The 21,808-nt window shown below is 41.1% G+C and carries 26 protein-coding genes; 25 read left to right on the top strand and 1 reads right to left on the bottom strand.

The genetic code is table 11. The features are described 5' to 3' along the window. Nucleotide 1: 1 nt before the first annotated feature. The 10 genes from PHO71_RS21655 (at nt 2) to PHO71_RS21610 (ending at nt 9,689) form a co-directional block, all read left to right on the top strand. Nucleotides 2-190 carry a DUF2997 domain-containing protein gene (locus PHO71_RS21655; protein ID WP_300207432.1) on the top strand — a complete coding sequence of 63 codons (189 nt, stop codon included), beginning with the start codon at nt 2-4 and terminating at the stop codon, nt 188-190. Further along, entirely contained in the window at nt 183-437 is a 255-nt protein-coding gene (locus tag PHO71_RS21650) for a hypothetical protein (RefSeq protein ID WP_300207430.1), read from the top strand. The genes PHO71_RS21655 and PHO71_RS21650 overlap by 8 nt, the downstream gene beginning before the upstream one ends. A 17-nt stretch (nt 438-454) precedes the next feature. Further along, nucleotides 455-631, top strand: a complete 177-nt coding sequence (locus PHO71_RS21645; RefSeq protein WP_300207427.1) for a hypothetical protein — start codon at nt 455-457, stop codon at nt 629-631. Between the two features lie 34 nt (nt 632-665). Further along, entirely contained in the window at nt 666-1,820 is a 1,155-nt protein-coding gene (locus PHO71_RS21640; protein ID WP_367279922.1) for a DUF6744 family protein, read from the top strand. Nucleotides 1,821-2,224: 404 nt separating this feature from the next. Further along, a complete protein-coding gene (locus tag PHO71_RS21635; protein WP_300207423.1) occupies nt 2,225-3,148 on the top strand; it encodes an HD domain-containing protein in 924 nt (307 codons plus the stop codon). Nucleotides 3,149-3,241: 93 nt separating this feature from the next. Continuing rightward, a complete protein-coding gene (locus PHO71_RS21630) occupies nt 3,242-4,087 on the top strand; it encodes a hypothetical protein (RefSeq protein WP_300207421.1) in 846 nt (281 codons plus the stop codon). Between the two features lie 25 nt (nt 4,088-4,112). Next, a complete protein-coding gene (locus PHO71_RS21625; protein ID WP_300207419.1) occupies nt 4,113-4,613 on the top strand; it encodes a hypothetical protein in 501 nt (166 codons plus the stop codon). Between the two features lie 58 nt (nt 4,614-4,671). After that, nucleotides 4,672-8,463 carry a metallophosphoesterase gene (locus PHO71_RS21620; protein ID WP_300207416.1) on the top strand — a complete coding sequence of 1,264 codons (3,792 nt, stop codon included), beginning with the start codon at nt 4,672-4,674 and terminating at the stop codon, nt 8,461-8,463. Nucleotides 8,464-8,567: 104 nt separating this feature from the next. Then, complete coding sequence (locus PHO71_RS21615; RefSeq protein WP_300207413.1) at nt 8,568-9,428, top strand: antA/AntB antirepressor family protein; 861 nt, start codon at nt 8,568-8,570, stop codon at nt 9,426-9,428. A 24-nt stretch (nt 9,429-9,452) separates the two neighbouring features. After that, a complete protein-coding gene (locus tag PHO71_RS21610) occupies nt 9,453-9,689 on the top strand; it encodes a hypothetical protein (RefSeq protein ID WP_300207412.1) in 237 nt (78 codons plus the stop codon). Nucleotides 9,690-9,800: 111 nt separating this feature from the next. Here PHO71_RS21610 and PHO71_RS21605 read toward each other — a convergent pair whose 3' ends face one another. Further along, nucleotides 9,801-10,919 carry a transposase gene (locus PHO71_RS21605; protein ID WP_300207410.1) on the bottom strand — a complete coding sequence of 373 codons (1,119 nt, stop codon included), beginning with the start codon at nt 10,917-10,919 and terminating at the stop codon, nt 9,801-9,803. A 223-nt stretch (nt 10,920-11,142) separates the two neighbouring features. Here PHO71_RS21605 and PHO71_RS21600 point away from each other — a divergent pair, with 223 nt between their 5' ends. From PHO71_RS21600 to PHO71_RS21530, 15 genes are all read left to right on the top strand, one after another. Further along, entirely contained in the window at nt 11,143-12,171 is a 1,029-nt protein-coding gene (locus tag PHO71_RS21600; protein ID WP_300207408.1) for a DUF6094 domain-containing protein, read from the top strand. A gap of 11 nt (nt 12,172-12,182) precedes the next feature. Next, nucleotides 12,183-12,452, top strand: a complete 270-nt coding sequence (locus tag PHO71_RS21595; protein ID WP_300207405.1) for a hypothetical protein — start codon at nt 12,183-12,185, stop codon at nt 12,450-12,452. 442 nt (nt 12,453-12,894) lie between these two features. After that, on the top strand, nt 12,895-13,830 hold the full coding sequence (locus PHO71_RS21590; protein ID WP_300207403.1) for a site-specific DNA-methyltransferase: 936 nt from the start codon (nt 12,895-12,897) through the stop codon (nt 13,828-13,830). 117 nt (nt 13,831-13,947) lie between these two features. After that, the gene (locus PHO71_RS21585; RefSeq protein ID WP_300207401.1) at nt 13,948-16,758 is read left to right on the top strand and encodes a helicase-related protein; all 2,811 of its coding nucleotides are present in this window, start codon (nt 13,948-13,950) and stop codon (nt 16,756-16,758) included. A 147-nt stretch (nt 16,759-16,905) separates the two neighbouring features. Next, nucleotides 16,906-17,043 (top strand): hypothetical protein, encoded by a 138-nt coding sequence (locus PHO71_RS21580; protein WP_300207399.1) that lies wholly within the window; start codon nt 16,906-16,908, stop codon nt 17,041-17,043. A 73-nt stretch (nt 17,044-17,116) separates the two neighbouring features. Then, on the top strand, nt 17,117-17,623 hold the full coding sequence (locus tag PHO71_RS21575; RefSeq protein WP_300207397.1) for a RadC family protein: 507 nt from the start codon (nt 17,117-17,119) through the stop codon (nt 17,621-17,623). A gap of 41 nt (nt 17,624-17,664) precedes the next feature. Then, complete coding sequence (locus PHO71_RS21570; RefSeq protein WP_300207395.1) at nt 17,665-17,841, top strand: hypothetical protein; 177 nt, start codon at nt 17,665-17,667, stop codon at nt 17,839-17,841. A gap of 37 nt (nt 17,842-17,878) precedes the next feature. After that, on the top strand, nt 17,879-18,076 hold the full coding sequence (locus PHO71_RS21565; RefSeq protein ID WP_300207393.1) for a hypothetical protein: 198 nt from the start codon (nt 17,879-17,881) through the stop codon (nt 18,074-18,076). A gap of 34 nt (nt 18,077-18,110) precedes the next feature. Next, nucleotides 18,111-18,596, top strand: coding sequence for a hypothetical protein (locus PHO71_RS21560; protein ID WP_300207391.1), 486 nt, complete (start codon nt 18,111-18,113; stop codon nt 18,594-18,596). A gap of 55 nt (nt 18,597-18,651) precedes the next feature. Beyond that, on the top strand, nt 18,652-18,819 hold the full coding sequence (locus PHO71_RS21555) for a hypothetical protein (protein ID WP_300207389.1): 168 nt from the start codon (nt 18,652-18,654) through the stop codon (nt 18,817-18,819). Between the two features lie 397 nt (nt 18,820-19,216). Then, the gene (locus PHO71_RS21550) at nt 19,217-19,618 is read left to right on the top strand and encodes a hypothetical protein (protein WP_300207387.1); all 402 of its coding nucleotides are present in this window, start codon (nt 19,217-19,219) and stop codon (nt 19,616-19,618) included. 57 nt (nt 19,619-19,675) lie between these two features. Then, nucleotides 19,676-20,560 carry a hypothetical protein gene (locus tag PHO71_RS21545; RefSeq protein WP_300207385.1) on the top strand — a complete coding sequence of 295 codons (885 nt, stop codon included), beginning with the start codon at nt 19,676-19,678 and terminating at the stop codon, nt 20,558-20,560. 81 nt (nt 20,561-20,641) lie between these two features. After that, entirely contained in the window at nt 20,642-20,911 is a 270-nt protein-coding gene (locus PHO71_RS21540) for a hypothetical protein (protein ID WP_300207383.1), read from the top strand. A gap of 296 nt (nt 20,912-21,207) precedes the next feature. Then, nucleotides 21,208-21,540, top strand: a complete 333-nt coding sequence (locus tag PHO71_RS21535) for a hypothetical protein (RefSeq protein WP_300207380.1) — start codon at nt 21,208-21,210, stop codon at nt 21,538-21,540. Between the two features lie 42 nt (nt 21,541-21,582). Further along, nucleotides 21,583-21,808 (top strand): hypothetical protein (locus tag PHO71_RS21530; protein ID WP_300207377.1); only part of this gene is annotated, 226 nt, incomplete at its 3' end.

The raw sequence follows: 21,808 nt of genomic DNA, 5'->3' as shown, positions 1-21,808 counted from the left end.
TATGGAGAAAATAATTGTCAAAATCCTTCCAGATGGCTCTTTAAAAGTAGAAGCCGAGGGGTATACCGGGAACTCCTGCGAGGAAGCCACCAAATTTCTCAAAGCGTTGGGAACAGTTGGCGTGGAAACCCAGAAGCCAGAATACTATGAAGCTCCACTTCAAACTGAAGGAGTGAAGTACGATGGCTAAATTGTTTATCCGCCCAGACGGTTCCATCGAAGGGCTCTACACAGATACCATTCCTTTGCGGGACTTAGGCAGGCTAAATATAGCCCGGGCCACCAATGTGGAGTTCGATGTAGAACGTCAAGAGTGGTTAGTAACCCTGCCTGACGGTAAAGAGGTTTTTTCTGACCCCAGCCGGGAAGAAGCTTTAAATTGGGAGCAAAAGTTTTGTGAAGCCTGTTTGTATGACGGGTTTCGCGTATCCCAATAAAGGGAAGGAGGGGTAGTGTGAACTGCCCTATTTGCGAGAAGCCGCTACAAGTTACTGCTATTGATGACCAGGATAATAATACGGCTATGGCATTTATAGCATGTTCTTGCGGCTTTGATGTTTTTATCACATGGCCTGAGAGAAATAGCGAAGCAATCATGATCACATCAGCGGACAATGCGGTTAAAGGTTAAAATCCCGTTTTAACGGGGAGAAGGAGTGAAAAAGATGGTTGAAAGTTCATTATTCAGCAGTGAAAACCTTATTGGGATAGTTGGAGCACCTGCCGAACATATCGGCACAAGGTTTAACTATGCTCGTAAGGAAAGCGAAAAGGGAGTAAGGTATGATTGGTTAATCCCAGTATTAAATGAGTTGGGATTGAACGGATTTGCCCCTAATCAGCCCTCCCCGGCAGATTCTTTCCGAAGAGCATGCTCGGATATTCCCAAAGGATACATTCGGGATAAAGAGGCCAAAATGAAGCACAAAATTACTATGGTACTTATCGACGAAGCCGCAAACCCGATTGTTCGAGATTTACAAGTTACCAAAGTAAATCAAAAGGGTCAATCTTCTACTGACGGACGATTGGTTGCACGCATTCAATTCGACCGGGAAACGCAAGGGTTTTCTGTAAGATACGGTTGGCAAGCCGGTCACGATTATACTGACTGCCCGGATTTTGTCAGCGAAAGAGTTGAAGCTGCACAAGAGGCATACCGTAAAGAATGCGACCTCGTATCAGACCAGCAATTGGCTGGCATGATCCGGCGGATTCTAGAAAGCTGCGGTATCACCGTAAGAAATATACCATCTGCCTGGACAATCCCGGCCACCAGAGAAGAAACACTTAAGGCTCTGGTAACACTGGCAGAACGCATGAATGAGGAAATTGAACCCGATATATTCAACGTGGATACCCTGCCTGTGGTATCCACCAAGAAAACCAGAAAAAAGATCACTGCCGATGCGGTGGCATTTGCTCTGTCTAAGCTTAATAAAGTCTTGCGAGAAGAACAGAATAACATTGCCTTTGCAACTGACATTGAGAAGCAAAAGTCAAAGTCGCAAGGCCGCTTCCAATCGGAAGCCCAATCGGTTATGTCAATAATCGAAGAATACGAGCTTTTGATAGGTGAAGCCATGGATGAGGTGCGCCAAGCCAGAGAAATTACCGAGAGGAATCTCAAAACCTTCTGCGCAAGTCCTTCAAAACAAGCAACTTTTAAAGCAAATGTTGAGGAAAAGCGCACAGGCCGGAAACTCCGAAAAAATGAGGTTACTCCGATTTATGATGGCGGTAAAGAAAATACTGAACCTGCTACACCGGCACGTAGGTTCAATATGGGTGCAGCTGACCAAGTGGCAGCCGCAATGTAAAAAATATAGGCTCCTTCGCGGGAGCCTATAGATATATTCTGGGTTGGTGGTTTAACCCTAACGAAACTCTCTTGGAAATAACACTTACATGGGGCGTTGGTGTTGTCGAGAGGGGGGGTGAGAATATTGCAGGTCGCGCCCCGCGTGGGTGCGTGGATTGAAACTAATCACAGCAATTATCCAATTATTAACTGCGGCTACCGAATTTGCGGGTTCTCACTGCAAGAAAAAGAAGAAGCATTAGACCTGCCAGTCTAATGCTTCCGATTTGTAGTAGTCCCAACTAAAAACCACCGCGCCCCACCATGTGAGACAATTTTATTGTATCACAAAATATGTAAAAATCAAGCAATCAAAATTAAGTATTAAAAGTCCCGTTGCTATGGGGAGAGAGGGAGAAGATTATGCGAATTAGAGATCTAAAAAATGGCGAAACATTTACTGGTTTTGTTGTTGTGAAGCAATCCAATGTTTCCGTAGCCAGAAACGGAAGCAAGTACGTGGATATGAAGATTTTTGATGGAGAAAAGGAATTATATGGTAAAATATGGGACCATAAAGACCTGCCTCCACAGGTAAACGAAGTTATTAAAATACAAGCTATTCTGGGTGAATATAATAATAACCCTCAATTAACAATTAAAAAATGGCGGATAGCTGCAGAAAACGAATATTCACCGGCAGAGTTCCTGCCAGTTTACCAAGGAGACAGAATCGATCTGTTTTGTAAGTTGCTTGCAGAGCAAAATAAGATAATGAATCAAGACTTGAAAAACCTATTATCATCTGTTTTGGTTACATGGGAAAATGAAATAATTGAAGCACCGGCTGCAATAGGGCATCATCATGTTTATATAGGCGGTTTATTGGTTCATACATGCAGTGTTCTGCAGCTTGCCCTAAATATTGCTGAAAATGACCCGGATTATATTAATATGGATTTAATAAGAGTTGGGGCAATTCTACACGATATCGGCAAAATTAGAACCTACGATTGGGAAGGTAACTCTTTTGAGGTTTCTGATGATGGGCATTTTCTGGATCATATTATTGTTGGGATACTGATGATTCAGGAAAAGACAAAAGAATTGAATGTTCCATGGGAAACTACACGAAAACTACTGCACATAATAGCCTCTCATCACGGGAAATTTGAATGGGGTTCACCCGTAGAACCATCTACTAAAGAAGCCTTAATTATTCATCAGGCAGACTTGGCAGATGGCACAATTAACAAGGTTACTCGTGAAATACAAATAGGAATTGAGGAAAATAAAGATTGGGTATGGCCCAAAGGTTTTAAGCGGCCTATTTGTACCAAACAGTGAACTATCGAAGACCCTGCGAAAGTGGGGTCTTTTTTGTTTGGAAAAAATATTATAAGGTCCCTCGTACATCGAGGGGAGAAAGGAAGTGTTGTTATGAGTTGGAAAGATGACGTCCTGACAAAAATAAAATTGCAGGAGGAGAAAAACGCAGCCATTGTTGCTGCGATCCCGGAAAAGTATCGCCACTATATCCAGTTGATGGACAGAGGCACAAAAATATCCAACAAGGACCTGGAACTAGACAAAGATCTACTTGATGTTGGATGTTATGTATCAACTGACAAAAAAACGTACCTCCCGTTGAAGTCTGCCTATTTCACTGTTATGGGCAAAATTGCAATGTTAAATGATTGGGCTGAACAAAAGGGTTACGATTTTGTTATTTCCAGTGCGAAATACACCCAGATCGGAACTAAATGGGCTTGTGAAAAACAGGTAACAGTGTTCGATCCTAAAGGCCGGATCGTAAAGCAGGCTTCGGGGACTGCCTCGGTTGGTTTTGGCGGCAACGGGGTTGATGCAACAAGCCCGCTGGAAAATGCAGAAACATCAGCATTAGGCCGCGCGTTAACTTATCTTGGAATGGGAACCCAGACAGAAAACATCGCATCCCTTGATGAGATGAAGGAAGCGGCAAGACGCGAAATTGAATTGGGAAAAACCGGGGAAACAACCGAGGAAACAACCGAAGGCATCAAAGAGAAATTCCGAGTGGATGACTTAAAGGATTTCACGAAGGATGATGCTCCCATAGCCAAGCTTACCGTGGTTAACACGGATACCGGAGACATCCAAAGTGTTTGGTTGAAGAATAACCAGGCGCTCCAGGTGAAACATCTTGGGCTTAAGAATGGAGATGTAATTGAGGCTGTATTATCCGAAATTCCTGGAAAAGAAGGACCTGTGAACACTTTCTTGGAATTTTCCAAAGCTAGTTAGGGAGGTTGTGTAAATGCAAAATATCATGAATCAGATAACAAATACCCCCGAACTCATTAAGCAATCTGAGCTACGAATTCTCGATTTTAAAAATACAATTTCGAGAATAAAAGAACAGATGGACAGTATACGTCGTACAGTAGCTTGTGAGGTAGCTGCAGAAACAGTTGATGGCAGCAAGAAAGCTTTCTCTAATGCGGAAGCGAGGGAAACTGAAACTGACAAGAGACTGCAGCATAACGAAAAATACCAAGCTCTTAAAAGCGAATTATCGGTGAAGGAGACTCAGAAAGCCCAGGAAGAAATTGGGCTTCAGAATATTAAGGATACATTTTCGGCAAACCGGTATAAGGTCCGTTTATGTACCGCTGACAAAATGGAAAAAGCATCAAACAATTTCCTGGGCGGGATGCAAATATTAGCTGGCCTGGATAAACTGGTAAACCAAATTATGGGAGCTAATAACATACATCATCATTTCAATAATGAAAGTGGGTTTGAAATCCCAGACGATTGCCCATTTTAGAACAATAAAACGAGCTTGAAGTTTATCTTCAAGCTCGTTACTTGAAATCCTTCAGTGGATGAAGGGAGAAAGAGGTGAAAAAATGAAAGTTTTCCATACAGGCGATATACACTTAGGGGAAATGGCCGGGCCTGTGGTTGATGGAGAAAACGCAAGAATGCTTGACACTATGAAATGCATGGACTTTGTAGTGGTTAAAGCAGCAGAAGAAAAACCGGATGCCATTGTTGTAGCGGGTGACCTTTTCCATAAGAGCAAGCTATGGGGTGATCAAATCCTAAAAGAAATAAATATTATCTCCATGTGGCTTAGAAAGTTGGCCGCTATTGCACCAACCGTCGTATTGTACGGAACCGACAATCATGATAACAAAAGAGCTTTTATAAACATAATGTCCATGAGGATTCCCTCACTAATTATAATAGATCAACCACAGCTGCTCACCATTGAAACAAATAAAGGGCCTTTGCAAATTGCTGGGGTTCCTGGTCTGGACAAGGGGCATTTCCGTACTCTTAATCCAGGAATGGATAAGGATGATGAGAACAGATTGTGTTCGCTGATGCTGGAGGATATTGTCCAGCATCTAAGTAATCGGTTGAATCCCATTATTCCGTCCATCCTTTTAGCTCATTATACGGTTATCGGTTGTGAATTAGACAACGGAGAACATGTATTTATGCAGAATGATGTGGTTCTTCCTAAAGAAACCCTATTCGCCAGTCCCTATGACCTTGTTTGTTTGGGTCATATTCATAAAGCACAAAAAGTAGGCGAATGTGGAAGACCAGTTTTCTATTGTGGAGCAATAAACGGGATTACTTTTAATGAAGAAGGCCAGGATAAAGGTTTTTGGATTCATGAACTTGGGGAGATATCGAGGTTTATAACTACCCCATATAGATCATTTAAGACCGTATCGGTTAACTTTGAAGATGTATCTAATGTTAATGAATCCCTTAGTTTAAATATGTTTAACTCGCAATTGGATGTCTGTGACAGTATTGTTCGGTTTCACTACCAATGCACAGATGAGCAAAAGAAACAGATTAGCCATAAGACTATTGAGGATGCTTTGAAGCAAGCGGGTGCCTTTTTTGTTCAGGAAATTAAGCCTGTACAGATTATTGCCGAACTGCAAAAGAATAGTATGTCTGAAACCAATGGGCCAATAGAAAACTTAGTGACATGGTTACAGGCAGAAGAAGGTATTCCAGAAGAAGAGATACCTGATCTGGTGGATCTGGCTAGACCATTAATTGATACAATATCAGCCAAAATGCCTACTGGAAAACTATCTGGGGTATTTGAACCTGTTAGTCTGGAAGTTAAAAATTACCGTTCATACTACCAGGAATCATTTGAATTTGCAGATATCAAATTCGCAACTGTAAACGGGCCTAACGGGGTTGGGAAAAGCGCGTTCTTTATGGATGCTATTTCTGATTGCCTTTACGAAGAAACCCGTGAAGGTGAACTGACAGGCTGGATAGCGAACGGGATGAAATCTGGCTCACTTACTTTTGCATTTGCAATGGGAGATAGTCTATGGCGTGTGATTCGTACCCGGACAAAGAGCGGCAAAATCACCCTTGCTCTACAGGAATCATTACAAGGTGAATGGAAAGACCGCAACGGTACAACCGTTAAAGATACGCAGCAAAATATAAATAACTTGCTGGGGATGGATGTATTGACATTCCGGTCTTGTGCGATGATCATGCAGGATGCATATGGGCTTTTCTTAGAAGCTGAGTTATCTGAACGAATGGAAGTTCTGGGTAATATACTCGGACTCGGGCTTTACGACCAATTAAAGGAACTGGCAAAGCTTAAATACACTGCCGTTAATCAAGATTTAGGCAAACTTAAAACCAAGATTGATGTTTTGGATGATAAGCTGAAAAATAAACCTGAATTAGAACAGCAGCTAGGTAAAACCGAGAAAGAGTTAAAAGAAGTAAAAGAAGAAGCCGAGCGACTTGAAAAGAAGTTGCAAAGTCTTCGGGAAAACCAGAAGGATTTGGAGATTAAAAGTGCCCATAAAGCTGAATTAATTAACAATCTCAACAATACCAACTTAGAAATTGATGAAGATAATCGACAAATTCTGGAGTATCAAGAACAGGTTGAAGCAGCACAAAAGATCGTTGATGTTGAAGCAACAATTATTAAAAAATGTACCGAGTTGGAATCAACAAGGACTTTAATAACCCAACTTAAAGCCAAGCTGCCCAGACTGAATGATCTTAAAACCGAGTCAACCCGTATTACATCGGAATCTTCAAGTCTAAATAAGGAGTTAAATAATATATATAAAAAAATCGCCAGCCTGGAAGAAGACTTGGGTCAGAAGGAAGTACTTCAAAAAGCAGATGAGCAATACAAAAAGGCCTCCGAGGAACTAAACTCCCTTGATAAGCTTGGAAATACGCATTATGAGCTAATGTTAAAAATTGAGGGATTGAAAAAGCAGCTTAAAGATAATGAGGTACTAGTCTATCAAAAGCAGCTTGAGCTGGATGCCTGTATAAAAAAATCATTAATGCTCAAAAATTCGGATTGCATCGACTCCCAAAAAGCCCGCTGCGTTTTTTTACTTGACGCCCAAACCGCTAATTCCAAGATTTCTGACCTGCAAAAAGATATTGAAGCAATTAATACGGAAAACCAACCTATTCAAAGCAGAATTCTGGAATTGGAATCGCAAAAGAAATTATTGGGATATGACTACCAAAAACATTGCGACATTAAAGAATTGGTCGCAAAGCTCCGGGTGCAGGCTGATAAAGCGGTGGAGTTGTCCGGAAAATCGGAACTATTAAAAAACTTTATGATGCAAAAGTCTGATTTGCTTAACAGAATAACAAGTTCACAGAATAGGATGGAAAGTCTTCAGAAAGAGATTGGTAACTGTGAAAGAGAACTAGTGCCCCTTAGAAGCTTGGAAGAAAAACTTCCCCAGTTGGAGCACTGGGCGACTGGGAAAGAAAAATTACCGGTTGCTCGTGAAACCATAAAGAACTGTGGAGAGATGATCAAGAAAATCAACGAGCAAGTATCTCAAAAGGTTCTGGTAATAACCCAGACTAAGGCCGAAATAGACAAACTAACCGAAGAAACGATAGGGATAACTAAACTCCAGGTGGGAATTACGGATACAAATCGGTCACTTAAAATACAGCAGGATAACTGTAATCGCTTACATGGAGTATTAGGGGGCTTGCAGGCACAGGTGGATAATCTTACTGCAGACCAAGAAGAACGCACTAAACTAGCTTTGGATCTCGAACCAACAGCTATACTAGCCACCAATTATCAGGTGCTAATGAAAGCATTTGATATTGATGGAATACCATTCAGCATTGTTCGTCAAGTGGTGCCAGAACTATCAAATATGGCTAATGATATATTGGCTCAAATGACCGGCGGGAAAATGTCGCTGGAGATGAAAACTGAGCGAATACAAAAGAGCAATAAAAAAGAGATTAATGCTCTTGAAATCTGGATCACGGATTATGTCAGAGGTAGTTTGCCATATAGAAGTAGGTCTGGAGGTCAAAAAGTCAAAGCTGCCCTTTCGATAGGATTTGCTTTGGCTGATCTGAAGGCTAGACGCGCAGGAATCCAACTGGGAATGATGTTTGTCGATGAACCTCCGTTCCTTGATGCAGAAGGGATAGATGCGTATTGTGATGCCCTGGAATTATTAAGTCAGCGGTATCCAACTATGAGAGTTATGGCGATATCACATGATCCAAGAATGAAAGCAAGGTTCCCACAGCAAATTGAAGTCGAGGATATGGGCGAGGCTGGAAGCAAAATCAGAGTTATCGGAACTGCTGCTTAGTAAATCAATACCTGAATAGCCGTTCTCCCGTGGGAGCGGTCTAAAAACCTTTTTAAATTAATTTTAAGGAGGTGGAGGACCGCACCACGGGGCGGTCTATTTGAATGAGAATAGTAAAAAATTGCGAGTACAAATTAGCAGAAAAACGGTGGGAAGATACCTTTGCTGTGGCAGATACCTGTTTGGCACTATATAACGAGGGAATGACTATAGAAGATATTATTATAGTCATGAATAAAAACCTAGCTGATATAGAGGCTAGTTTGAAATTAGCTCAGGCTTTCCCGCCTGGGCAACGTATTAAAAATGTGCCAATTACTGTGTATCAGGCAGTTTCAAAATATCCCAACCCGCAAATTATGCTTGAAAAGGCTTGGGGTAAAAACTGGTACGCACCGGAACTCAATAAAGACTTTCGGAAATTCAGAGGAGAAGGTTTCCCTGTGCCAGTACCAGTTAGAATAGAAAGGCAGACACCAATTGAGATTGCTCTCGGGGTAGATGGAGAAGGAATGACCACAGCAAAAAAGCTACATTGTTTTCTCGAATTAAGGCTGGGTGATTATTCCCGATGGGTGAGAAAAAACATTGAGGAAAATATTTATGCGGAACCAAATATAGACTATTGGGTATTCCGCACGGATGCGGAAAACCTTCTCGGAGGGCGTCCCACAAGGGATTATAAGCTTACAGCAACCTTTGCAAAAAAGTTGGCCATGTCTTCACAAACACCAAAAGGTGAAGAAGCTCGTAAATACTTTATTCGTGTTGAGCAAAATGCCAAAGCAATTGCAAACGGTTCTCTTGATTGCATGTTGCCCCAATGTGGCGCAATGAGCCCTGATGAAGCTGCAAAGTTAATCCTTGAAACAGCAGCGCAGTTTAAGAATAATCTGCCTAAAGCATGTATTGAAAGGATGGTTAAAACTGCATTGGAGATCAAAGGGGTTGCCCAAGTGAATTAGAAATCTTACAGAGGAGGAATATTTGTGTTTAGCGTTCAACAAAACAGTATTGTTTTGGTACCTCGTTCTGGTGGTGGAGTTAGCATCGGCATGGTGAGTATGTGTGATGGTACTTTTGCCAGAGTCAGATTCCCTATAGGGCCAACTTTTCGAGGAGAAGTAAACAAAGAAAGTAGTGAGGTCTGGGGAAGTAAAATCGTTCCGATACAGGAATTGCGGCCAATACCCGAAAATTATCGGGTCAGCTTTAATAAAAGATAAACTAGTATCACTAGATAAAAGGCTCTGTGTTTGCAGGGCCTTTTTTAATGCAAAAATTTAGTGAACTACCCCCACTTACACTTCGTTTAGAAGTGGGAGCTTCTGGCTTCATCACCCGGCTAATGCCGTGGTTCCACCTGGGTTGGTTCCCAACCTCAAGATATTTATGGCGGCGTTTATATCACGGTCAAGGATTAGTCCACAGTATGGGCATTTATGCACCCTTACAGATAAACCTTTTTTAACCAGATTGCCGCACTTAGAACAGATTTGTGATGTGTTTATGGGGCTTACCAGTACCACTTTCTTACCGGCGCTTTCAGCCTTATAAGAAGTGAACTGGATAAACTTGTTCCATGCAGCATCAGAAATAGATTTTGCCAGATGATGGTTTTTAACCATATTTTTGACCTTTAAGTCTTCAAAAACGATTACATCGTAGTTATTAACCAGGGTCCTGCTTTCCTTGTGAGCAAAGTCCAACCGTTGATTCTTAACTTTAAAATGTAGTTTGGCCAGCCTGTTACGCTGCTTCTGGCGGGAGTTGGAACCTTTCTTCTTGCGAGATAGGATTCTTTGTTCATGTTTTAATTTAGCTTCAGCTTCACGCAAGAACCTGGGATTAGGAGTAATAATACCATCAGACTGGGCTTTGAATTTCTCCAGCCCAACATCAATGCCTACATCTTTATAGGTTTTTGGAAGAGCTTCAGGATCAACCTTGCAGGCTAAGCAAACATACCAATTATTGAGTTCTTTCTTGATAGTACATGTTCTAATTTTGCCTTTAACTGCACGATGGACCTTGACTTTAATGTTGCCAATCTTCGAGAGTTTAAGCTTCTGGTTGCCCTTACAATTAGCTGATAGTGAGAACCCAGATTGGGGGTATGTAAAACTATCGTACCAGCCACGGCCTTTAAATCTGGGATAGCCTGGTTTCTCACCGGTTTTAATTCGGCGAAAGAAGTTCTGAAAACTGGTATCTACCCGCAATATAACCTCTTGGAGAACCTGGGAATAAATCTGTTTGTATTCCGGGAAGTATTCCTTAATTTCCAGTAACTCGACTTGCTGGGCTAACCTGCGAACAGATATATTGAACTGCTTATAAGCAGTTTTCCGTTGCTCTAAAGCACAGTTATACAGTACTCGGCAAGCTTCTAAAGTATCTGTCATGGTTTGAGTTTGGTTTTTAGTTGGGTAGAGTCGGTATTTGTAAGTTTTCATACTCATATTTATATTATACCAAACAATTGTTCGCAATTCATCCCCCGCCTATGGAGGATGGGGGAATTCTTGCGGGGTTGGGTTAAAGGGAAAACATAACTAAAAGGCTCCCCATACGTTTTGGGAGCCTTTTTTATTGGAAATTCTTATTAAAATCCCTCGTAAAACGAGGGGAGAAAGGTGGTTTGTTATGAGAAATCCGAAGTTTGGGGGTGATGAATAGTTGGCTAGACTACAAGCTCAAGCCAATTGGGAGTACATCCCTACGCACAAAAGGATAAGGTCGATTATCAAGTCGTACCTTTCCTTTCCGGAAGCAGGAACAACATGCTTAGACCCATGCTGTGGACCGGGAGATGCCCTGATAGAAATCTGTCCTAATCAACATCTATTCGGGTTGGAAGTACACACCGGTAGGGCATTGGAAGCCAAGACTAAGAATTTTATCAATGTATTGGTTGGTCCTTTCGAAAATTGTGTAATTTCAAACAGGGTTTTTGGATTTATCCATTTAAATCCACCCTATGATTGGGTAGCTGGTGGAGAAGAAAAATACGAGGAATTATTCTTGTATCGAGCTACAAATTATCTAGGTCCCCGGGGCGTATTGGAATATTTGGTACCTACGGGCTTATTCCAGGCATCTAAAGCAGTAGGAATAAGAGTTTATAAGTTTTTACTTGAAAACTACCGGGATATCCAGATATTTAAGTACCCCCAACCTGAATATAGTGAGTTTAAGCAGATAGTTATCTTTGGGGTTAAGAAACCAAGTGAACCGGTAACGGCCTCACTGGAATGGCTTGAAAAACAAATTGCCAGAATTATAACAGGGGATATACCGGAGTTATCATTACAAGAATCCCCGATATACGAAATCCCTTTATTTAACCCGGGATGGGTAAAGACATTCCGTATTAATTATTATGATGCGGAACTAGCTGCGGTCGATTCTCAGACTTTAAACCTTCTACAGAGTGAGAGTAAACCAGTATTAAAAGATAAACTAATTGCTCCAAGCTATTTAGATAAAGCATTATTGGCTTTATTGGCAGTAGGGGGCTACATTGATGGCCGTATGCCGGGACATATTCTCCTGGGTAGGTATGAAAATCGGGAAGAAAGCAACACAGAGACCGACACTGATAGTGGGGATGAGATTCATAGTACACGCAAAGTCTCTTCTACAGTGTTTTATGCCATGTGTAAGAATCCTGGGGAGGATGGCTCCCGGGTAGTGGAAATTCGTTAGGAGTGGAAATTATGTTTGAAAGGCTAATTAAAAAATTACGTTACAAAAGGTTATTTAATAAAACCACAAAAGACCAGCGACAGGAGGACCAACACGATAGTATAATTCCATCCTATAATCGAATGGAAAGCTATTATAAAGGCAGTACCATCATGGTAGGCTGCTCTTGTGGCAATGAAGAAGTTAAAAAGGAATGGGATGACGATCTGGGTATGTATTACTATTTTTATGAATGCTTAAAATGCAATTATTATTGGGAAGGGCCAATATATTGCGGATAAAATCTCAAATGTGTTGGGAAGCACAATATACGCAGTGTTTTTAAGATGCGACGAAGGGTGGTTGGTTAAATGTTAAATCTATTGGTTATTGTTACTTTTATCGGTGTCTTAATTGGTAAGCGTTATAGCATAGTAGAACATGTAGTAAAAGATATGGTAAATTCTCATTTTGAGATTATACCCGAAGTGAATGAGGTATATATTAAGGCAAAGGATAGACTAGATAATATCTTTCGTTTTTACGGTTATTTTCTTGTATGGTGGGTGCTCACAATAATTGGTTTGTATATGTCTACACATAAACTATTATTAGTTTTAGTATGGCCTTTAATTTAGTTAATTTGCTGCGCAGTACAGGGCAAACAGTGCGGCATAGGTAGTTAACCTATGCTGCGCTCCATGTTTAAAATGCGCAGGAAACACAGTGAAGGGAGGGGATATTTTGACATGGCAATTGTATCAGGGTGATGCCTTAAAAATAATTAAAGATCTCGTGTCTGAATCTATCCATTGTTGCGTTACATCCCCGCCTTATTGGGGATTAAGGGATTACGGAGTGGAAGGACAATTGGGCCTTGAACCTACCCCGGAAGAATATGTTTCCAAGGTAGTTGAGGTATTCCGAGAAGTTAAACGGGTACTCCGGAAAGACGGAACGCTGTGGCTGAATTTAGGGGATAGTTATGCAAAAGAAGGTTTATCTGGAATGGGTGATCCTACAATTGGAGAACGAAATCTGGGTGGAATGGAACCTATTAAAAAGAAAATACCGCAGGGATTGAAGCCTAAAGATTTAGTCGGCATACCTTGGCGGGTAGCCTTTGCATTGCAGTCGGATGGATGGTATTTAAGGTCAGATATTATTTGGAGCAAACCAAATCCGATGCCCGAAAGCGTTATTGACAGGCCAAGTAAAAGCCACGAATACATTTTTTTATTGAGTAAAAGCAATAGATATTATTACGACTATAAAAGCATCAAGGAACCAGTAACAGAGAGTTCCATAAAGCGTTTGGCCCAGACTACACTTGCAGATCAGCGAGGCTCATCGCGTGTACCATGTAAAACCAACGGCAACATGAAAGCCGTGGGAGGCATTGAGTATAGGAATAAGCGTACCGTATGGAACATACCAACTTCACGATTCAGTGAGGCCCATTTTGCAACCTTTCCAACTGAATTAGTTAAGCCTTGCATTTTAGCCGGTTGTCCAGTGGGCGGTACCGCTTTGGATCCATATGCGGGATCCGGAACCACTTTATTTGTTGCCGAACAACTAGAGCGAAATTCAGTCGGCATAGAGTTAAAACCGGAATATTGCAGCCTAATTAATCGCAGGATGGCGGGGATTGAAACCAATTTGTTTCAAATGCAGTAGTGCGCAGTACAGGGCTTAAGCGACAATTGTTATAAAACAGGAGATAAATCTCCTTTCCCCAACCGAGGTAGGTATTAAACGCCTGCCTTTGGGCAGGCGGAAGGAGGAATATTTATTATGATGAAATTCTGGGAGAACAACGGCCCAGAAGTTTTCTCAGACTTTATTGTTTTGGGAAGCAGCCACGATGTTGCCGCTATTTCAATGATCGGCACAGAAATATCGGTTAAGGCTTACAGAGCCAAGTTTACAGATAATGTTTTGGCTCGAAGGTCACTGCCTTTTTATTGTGATGGAGTCAAAAACAATCGAGTATTTAAACCCATCACAACATTCAGACTATTTCCCCAAGTTAAAACCAGTCAAGGCTTACAAGTCTTAATGGTAGACCAAAACTTAATTTGGGGATTAACCACGCAAGACATACGAATAAAACTATATCAGCATTTACATGACCTCAATATCCCTTGTCCGACTCCAGAAGAAGACTATTTTGAACCATGTATGGATAGTCTTCTTGATGCGGCTGTTAATTCAGGTTATTTTGGTAGAACCTCAGTAATAGGTGATGTTAAAACGGAAGATATGAAATTTTATACTCTAAACTCATATTACACATCAGACTTCCGAGAATCTGCCGAAGAAATAATTGCTGAGTATATAGTAGGCGACAACACCCCAGAAGAATTTCTGGAAGGAATCCAAGGCGTAGCTGATTATATCGAACGCTATGCTATAGATATCGGAGAAAAGATAGGTAATCGAGTCACATATCTGCATACCCCAGGTAATTTTGATAATAGCCTTTTTGAAAACTTAGGCCGCAAACTCTTTCCTCAACAGAAAGATGTTGCGGTAGCTGCGTCAAAAAGACTTGATAACAGTAACCATGTCATTATCTCTGGTCAAATGGGTGTCGGTAAAACAAGTATTGGTACTGCCGTTTGCCATTACCACAGAAATGGTAAACCCTACCGAACAATTGTAACCTGTCCCAGCCACTTAGTTGAGAAGTGGTCCCGGGAGATAAAAACTATTATCCCCGAGGCAAAGACATTTATGTTCCTGAGTGGCAATCAGCAACCATGGAGCCAATTTTATTCTCAATGGAGGTATTCGGGCAAATTAGAAGCGCCAGAATTCTGGATTGTATCTAATGAGGCCCTCAGAGGTGGTTATATTCTTCGACCTGGGATTAACGTCAGGAAGCGAAAGGCTTATGATGCTGAATTTGAATGTTACAGGTGGATGGATGTGGCTGTTTGCCCGAAGTGCGGAAAAGTATTAACTTATCCGATTAAAGACTCGGATGGGGATACTATATACGTTACTATGACACCGGATGATTTTAAATGCCACACAGCAAGGAATCATAAATGCCGCAATAAAATAAAAACTCCGGAAGGCGATGAAATTCCTTGTGAGGAAGTTCTCTGGCAAGCCGACAATAACCGTAAAGGTTATCGGAAGGTTAGTATTGCCGATATAGTAAAAAAGAAAATCCCTAAAGGGTTTTTTAATTATTACATCGGGGATGAATTCCATAAATACAAGGGTTCAACCGCTCAAGGATTAGCATATGGTGGGGTTATAAGTAAGGTTGATAAGTTGATTGCTATGACCGGGACCTTGGCTGATGGATATGCCAATGGTTTATATTATCTGCTTTGGCGAATGTCTCCTAATCAGTTCAAGGGTAAAGGTTATAAGCATGACGAAGAATCCAGAGCCAAGTTCCAGAATGAATATGGATTCTGGATAAAGACCATTAAGGTAAAGGATAGTGAATACGGTAAATCCAGTCGTGCCAAGAACACCCGGGCTACGGTTAAGCCGCTACCGGGATATACGATCAACACCTTTCCTGAATGGTTGATCGAAAAAACTGTATTTCTGAAGCTTTCCGACGTAGCACCGTTTTTGCCGCCTAAAAATGAATTTGTAAATGTGGTGGAAATGGATGAAGATCTGGAAGCAAACTACCGTGAAATAGAAGGGCGCTTAAAGGAAGAAATCAAGGAAGGCGGCAGCCAGGTGGCGAGCATTATGCTTCACACCTGCCTGTCGTATCTAGACGTAGCGGAAGGCCCAGAAATTATTCAGGTAGTAAAACCAGAGTACCAGTTGTATTTCCCAGTTCCGCAGTTAAACAAGGATAAGCTATATAACAAGGAACGGGAACTACAAACCATTATTCGCTCTGAGCTGAGCCTAAACAGAAAATGCCTAGTATTCACCACTTATACTAATCTGCGAGATTGCTTGCCCCGGTTGGAGTGGGTAGCTTCGCAAGTAGAAGGTGCAAAAGTACAGGTGATGAGATCAAACACCGTTTCTACCGGCAAACGTGAAGCCTGGGTAAAAGACAAACTCAATAAAACCGGCGTTAATGTTTTGATATGCCACCCTGAGTTAGTTGAAACCGGTTTAGATCTAATAGAATGTCAAACTATTATTTGGATACAAACTGGGTATATACCTTCTACTGTACGGCAAGCTTCTGCAAGAGGTTTACGCATCGGACAGACGGATGAAGTGAAAATAATTTTTCTTTGTTACAGAAATACTCTACAGGAAAAATGCTTCCAACTTATTGGTAGTAAGCTAAATGCTGCGGGAATACTTGAGGGACATCTCTCAAACGAAGGTTTAAGGAATTTTGGAAATGACGGAGGTTCGTTTAGCGATGTACTTTCACTGCTGAAAGATAATATCGCATCCGTTAACAGCAACGATATTTTTGAGTCCTACAAAGCGGAAGTAGCGCAATTATTAAATAAACCAAACCTTTCTCATCAGGAGTCAACACGGCTGGTAACTCTGGTCGAAGTGCTGACGCAGGAAGATATAAATGTAACGCACCTGTCTTCTTACCAGAAGAAAAAACTCATGCAGGGCGCGGATAGCCAACTATTGTTATTTGCTTGAATGATTCATTTGTGAGCCATAAAAATAGCATATTAAAACCCAAAAGAGCCTCTAAATAGGGGCTCTTTTTTATGGGTTTAATTTTTGAAGAAAATCCCTCGATCTACGAGGGGAGAAAGGAGTGGGAATACGGATTTAAAGAAAGCATTGAAGGATTATTGGAGCGCCAAGAACATTACTGCCGCTGATGAAGCATGGGCAAGGGTTCAGGCGCAAATCGAGCTTTTAGATGAGGAAAAAGCCGAAAGACTTTATACGGAGGCTCGAAAAGAACATTTCGTTTAGTTAATAGCGTATCTGCGCTGCCAAAATCTCTAAAAGGAGGGATGAAGGGGCGTAGATACGCTCCTTCGGGGAAATGAGAAAAACAGAAGAACAAAATGAGACCTTGTTTTACGATTGGGAAACCGATTCGATGACCAAAGAGATTAGAGGTTTTTGTCGCATTTCTTGGAGATGCATCAGAGAGTCAGCAGAAAAGTACGGGACGTCTATAAATAGTCCTGAAAGGATTGTTGAGTTGCTGAATAAGGAACTGGATATGGCAAATTTAGACCGTGAATACTTTGTGGCTATTTATCTCGACCGTAAAGGCTATATAAACGCCTACGAGATTGTTAGCATTGGGGGATTACATAGTTCAATCGTTCATCCCCGTGAAGTATTCAAACCAGCTATACTAACCAGTTCAGCCAGTATTATTCTTGCACACAACCACCCTACCGGCGATCCGACTCCGTCCCAGGAAGATCGGGATGTAACGAACCGATTGAGAGAAGCTGGAAAAATCATGGGAATTACAGTGTTGGATCACATTATTATAGGCGTGGGGAGATACATTTCTTTCCAGGAAAAAGGTTTGTGATAAAAAATCCCGTTATCTCGGGGAGAAAGGAAGTGGAAATAATGGATTTAAAGCAAGCACTCAAGGATTGGTGGAGTGCGGAGACACCCGCTATCGAACAAGAGGTATGGGCTCAAATCAAAGAAACGGTAAGCACAATGGGAATTGAACAAGCAAATCGTATCTATGTAGAAGCCTTTGCTGATTACTTCGGTAAAAAACAAGCTGTTTTAATGTAGTGATCCTGGGTCGTTGTATCACAAAGGAGGGTTACCTATGGCAGAAATAGCAGAAATGCGGGAAGTTGTTACTAAAAAGTATTCTTCCAATACTGAGAAGGGGAAGGCGTGGCCTAAAAAGGTACACAAAATGAAGGATTCCCAGGTTACAGCGATTTACTTGAGAATCCAAGCGGAGGAGAGAAGAAAAAACCAGCGTAGGGAAAGAGAACAATATTCTATTTATGTTGGTTAAAATCCCAATTTAACGGGGAGAGGATAGTGGTTTGATGGTTGATTGGTGCGAAAATAAGCTTACAGTTACAGGGGATTGGGATTCCTTGATGGGATTCTTGACAAAATGCATTAACCCAGAAGGAAGGTTTTCTTTTGATGAACTGGTTCCGACTCCGGTAGGCAGTGGACAGCAATGGCGGTTGGATAATTGGGGAACCTGTGCAGATGCTGAACCTGACGAAGAGTGCCCCGGAGACGTATCTTATTATATTCAACGCATATTAAGGGGATACGAATTCAGTACGTCATTTGAAACCCAATGGTCGCCTCCTAGAGAGTGGATAAAAAAAGCATCCTCTCAATTTCCGAACTTGCTATTTACTCTTTCTTATTTTGAGCGAGAACAGTTTTTCTGCGGAGAACTGGTTGTCTCCGCTGGCAGTGAAATAAGAAACGATTATGAAGATTCGGACTGCGATTATTTCTGGGATATACTGGCCCGAACTCAGGATTATGCTAAGCCAGATATCTTTGTTTAAATCAAATTTTCAAAAAATGTCTGTTTATTAAGTGACATAGAGAAAGGAGAATAAAATGAACGAAATGGTAAAAATTCTACAGGATATGAATACAGCGGATGAAATATTTAAACAGCTTAACATTGCCGTTTCAATGCCTGAAATAGCTGAAATCATTGACTCATTAGACGAAAACATGGCTAAATTGGTTCTTAAAAAGTTTGTGTATGCCAGAGGCCAATAACTGCCAGTACAGGGCATAAAGAACCGTATGAAATCGGCGAAGAACTTTTTGAAATATCCATTAAAAAAACAACAGCATGGACAATTTCCGGTTTGAAAGCATCGTAACGCTTGATCTGGCAATAGAAGCCTTGCTGAAGGCAAAAGAGTTCATCTTAAGCCAGAGGGCAAGTAGGTTGCGGCGGGGAGGTAAAGATGATTAGAATTATCAATTATGCGGCAACTTTTATTATTATTTTTGGTTGCATAGGTTTAATAGTATGGGCTATGCCTAATCATTGGTTTAAGTAAACAGTATGAGGGAAGGTTAGGGCAAAATTTAGTACTAACCTCAGAAAATGAACTGTAGGCCAATAAAATTATACCTACGGTTTAAGTACAGATCTGCAAGGAGGAAAATGATGAAGATATTTAACATGTTTATAGAAATGCCTGATGACTTTGAGGTGGGCAAATGTGACAAGTGCCAATATTCCAAAGGTACAGACCAATGCAAACTTATCGGATTAATTACTAATGGCACTTGTTTATTAAACTGCCATTGCCCACTGAAAGTAAGTCAACAGCCTAAATTAAGCCCTACACAAGAATATGCATTAGATTTGGCCAAAAAGCACGGAGGGTTGAAGAGATATAAAAAGAGTAGTTACTGGATTGGTACCGATATTGATGAATCCCAAATAAAACAGAATACCCATTCAGTGTATCCAAGCAACGTAGAAAACGTAGGAACTCATAGCATAAACGCCTTAATTCGACTCGGGAAATTAGCCAAAATCAATAAAGATTTGGTTCAATAGTTGTGCGTAGGTCAGAGCTTAAGAAATATCCGCATAGCGGGAGAAGAAGGTGATTATATGAGAAGTGTAGTCTCCTACCCCGAAAGAGGAGCAGGAGGGAACAACATGTACCGGGGAAATTGTTCTCCACGGTTACTTGAAGATCTTTTTGGTTTTTATAAGCCTAAAAAGGTATTTGATCCTATGTGTGGTTCTGGCACAACCCGTGATGTGTGTCTAAAATTGGGCATCCATCACGATGTACTCGACCTAAATCCGGAGTTTGGGGGCTGGGATGCACTGAGGGATGAAATCCCTGGAGTGTACGATATGATATTTTTCCACCCGCCCTATAGTAATATAATTAAATACTCTGGACATATGTGGGGAAACCCGGACCCGAGGGATTTATCTCAAATCCCATTAGAACAATATTCACAATTCATAAAGAAGTTGAGCCTTATTCAAAAAAGGTTATTTACTTCTTTATCTCGGGGCGGCAGATTGGCAATCCTTGTTGGCGACGTAAAGAAAAACGGAAAGCTTTATAGTATCCAACGAGATATGGCCTGGCTGGGAACTCCAGAGCAAGTTGTGATAAAGGCACAACATAACTGCTGGAGTGATCACGTGGACTACAGTGGTAAGTTTATACCAATCTGCCACGAATATCTCCTGATATTCAGGAAGGACAGTTGTTATATCTTACCCTGCACTATATCTGTTTCCAGTGAAATAAACTGGAAAACAGAAGAAAAGCTATCCTGGCGAACTGCTGTCAGATTGGCTTTAGAGGGGTTGGGGGGTAAAGCAGACCTTCCTAAGCTTTATAAGGAAATAAAGAGTTTTGCAGCTACTAAAAAACACTCCGATCCAGAAGCCAAGGTACGGCAGATTCTCCAAACAAAACCCGAATTCTATTCGGTAGACCGGGGAATTTGGAGATTGAAACAGGTGGCATAAAACACGGTTTAATTAGAACCGTAATGGTAAAAACGAAAAATCCTACAATTCCAATATAAACAAAAGAGGGGAGATTAGAAAATGATGAATCAAGACTATAAAAACAACGAACCAGAATTCAAAAGCAGACTAAAAAGAGATTTGAATATGCCGGAAGGGGACATAACCGAAGCGGTTTTGGAGTTGATAACCAATGCCGTAAATAGAGGCCCCTCTGAAACGGACCCGATAAAGGAAAAGTACGGCGATCTGATTTGTGTTTGGTGTGGCCGGCTTCATTATTCCCAAGAATGTCAAGAACATATGGAAGCTTATGACCGAGGCCAAGACAAATATAGGAAAGAAAACTAAAACCACGGGAAATATGGAGGATAAAACAGGTGGCATAAAAGAAGAAATATAAAAACCTTTTTTATTCGGCTAAGCCGGGATATTAAATGCCCGGCGATGCCGGGTAGAGGAGGGATTATAAAAATGGAGATGCATATTAACGAAATAATCGCAGGTGATATTCTTTTGAAGGATATTTTTTCGAAAACCGGACTTTTGTTACTAAAGACCGGATCTATAATCAATAAAACCTACAAGGAGTTGTTGAAAAAACACAGAATCGTAACTCTGACAGTCTCCAGAAATGAGGGATTGGAATGAAGAAACTCGACATCTCCTATTTTATGGGAAAAGTGCAAGAACTGCCAGAATTAATAAAGCCAGTTAACGATACCCAAAAAGTTAAGAAATATCTTAATCTATTAGATTTGTTGACTGAGAATTATATCTCCCCTCAACACCTAGCTGTACCGAGTGAAGACTGGAACGAACTCGCATCGTTTCTTCAGGGATTGTTTGGTAGTAGTGATAATCATCCGGAAGCGAATGTTTTTCGTTTTGAAGCTAGGAATATTGAAATAATGGAATCGGCCGCAAGAGGGTTTATGCGTGTTGAAAACACCCTTCTTGTTACTGACGACTTTATTTAGGCGGGAGGGAGTAATGTGGATACATGGTTTATAGATAATCTCATGGATAACGATGAAATACAAAATGAAGTACTTACGAGATTGGATAACTTCCAAACTTTGATGATGATTAAACGGAGATTAGGTGACCTCGTTGACATCGAGGATCGGTTATTTGGGTATTGCGGCTGTGGGGAATGCGATAATTCCCCTTTTATTTTTTCCAGTATTGCAGTAATTTTATCACTCCCCGATGATAAGGAATGCAATATCGAAGAATGTCATTGGT

It is taken from the genome of Bacteroides sp. (assembly GCF_028690125.1).
GTDB lineage: Bacteria > Bacteroidota > Bacteroidia > Bacteroidales > Bacteroidaceae > Bacteroides.
Note: the sequence above shows the minus strand (reverse complement) of the source record. Positions and strands in the feature narration are given on the sequence as shown.

Bases quoted from the DNA above. Each gene is read 5' to 3' on its own strand.
- PHO71_RS21625 (WP_300207419.1), top strand. From the start codon at position 4,113: ATGAATCAGATAACAAATACCCCCGAACTCATTAAGCAATCTGAGCTA.
- PHO71_RS21605 (WP_300207410.1), bottom strand. From the start codon at position 10,919: ATGAAAACTTACAAATACCGACTCTACCCAACTAAAAACCAAACTCAA.
- PHO71_RS21570 (WP_300207395.1), top strand. From the start codon at position 17,665: ATGGATTTAAAGCAAGCACTCAAGGATTGGTGGAGTGCGGAGACACCC.
- PHO71_RS21585 (WP_300207401.1), top strand. From the start codon at position 13,948: ATGATGAAATTCTGGGAGAACAACGGCCCAGAAGTTTTCTCAGACTTT.
- PHO71_RS21545 (WP_300207385.1), top strand. From the start codon at position 19,676: ATGAGAAGTGTAGTCTCCTACCCCGAAAGAGGAGCAGGAGGGAACAAC.
- PHO71_RS21650 (WP_300207430.1), top strand. From the start codon at position 183: ATGGCTAAATTGTTTATCCGCCCAGACGGTTCCATCGAAGGGCTCTAC.
- PHO71_RS21615 (WP_300207413.1), top strand. From the start codon at position 8,568: ATGAGAATAGTAAAAAATTGCGAGTACAAATTAGCAGAAAAACGGTGG.
- PHO71_RS21565 (WP_300207393.1), top strand. From the start codon at position 17,879: ATGGCAGAAATAGCAGAAATGCGGGAAGTTGTTACTAAAAAGTATTCT.
- PHO71_RS21540 (WP_300207383.1), top strand. From the start codon at position 20,642: ATGATGAATCAAGACTATAAAAACAACGAACCAGAATTCAAAAGCAGA.
- PHO71_RS21635 (WP_300207423.1), top strand. From the start codon at position 2,225: ATGCGAATTAGAGATCTAAAAAATGGCGAAACATTTACTGGTTTTGTT.
- PHO71_RS21550 (WP_300207387.1), top strand. From the start codon at position 19,217: ATGATGAAGATATTTAACATGTTTATAGAAATGCCTGATGACTTTGAG.
- PHO71_RS21575 (WP_300207397.1), top strand. From the start codon at position 17,117: ATGAGAAAAACAGAAGAACAAAATGAGACCTTGTTTTACGATTGGGAA.
- PHO71_RS21555 (WP_300207389.1), top strand. From the start codon at position 18,652: ATGAACGAAATGGTAAAAATTCTACAGGATATGAATACAGCGGATGAA.
- PHO71_RS21640 (WP_367279922.1), top strand. From the start codon at position 666: ATGGTTGAAAGTTCATTATTCAGCAGTGAAAACCTTATTGGGATAGTT.
- PHO71_RS21535 (WP_300207380.1), top strand. From the start codon at position 21,208: ATGAAGAAACTCGACATCTCCTATTTTATGGGAAAAGTGCAAGAACTG.
- PHO71_RS21560 (WP_300207391.1), top strand. From the start codon at position 18,111: ATGGTTGATTGGTGCGAAAATAAGCTTACAGTTACAGGGGATTGGGAT.
- PHO71_RS21630 (WP_300207421.1), top strand. From the start codon at position 3,242: ATGAGTTGGAAAGATGACGTCCTGACAAAAATAAAATTGCAGGAGGAG.
- PHO71_RS21620 (WP_300207416.1), top strand. From the start codon at position 4,672: ATGAAGGGAGAAAGAGGTGAAAAAATGAAAGTTTTCCATACAGGCGAT.
- PHO71_RS21595 (WP_300207405.1), top strand. From the start codon at position 12,183: ATGTTTGAAAGGCTAATTAAAAAATTACGTTACAAAAGGTTATTTAAT.
- PHO71_RS21655 (WP_300207432.1), top strand. From the start codon at position 2: ATGGAGAAAATAATTGTCAAAATCCTTCCAGATGGCTCTTTAAAAGTA.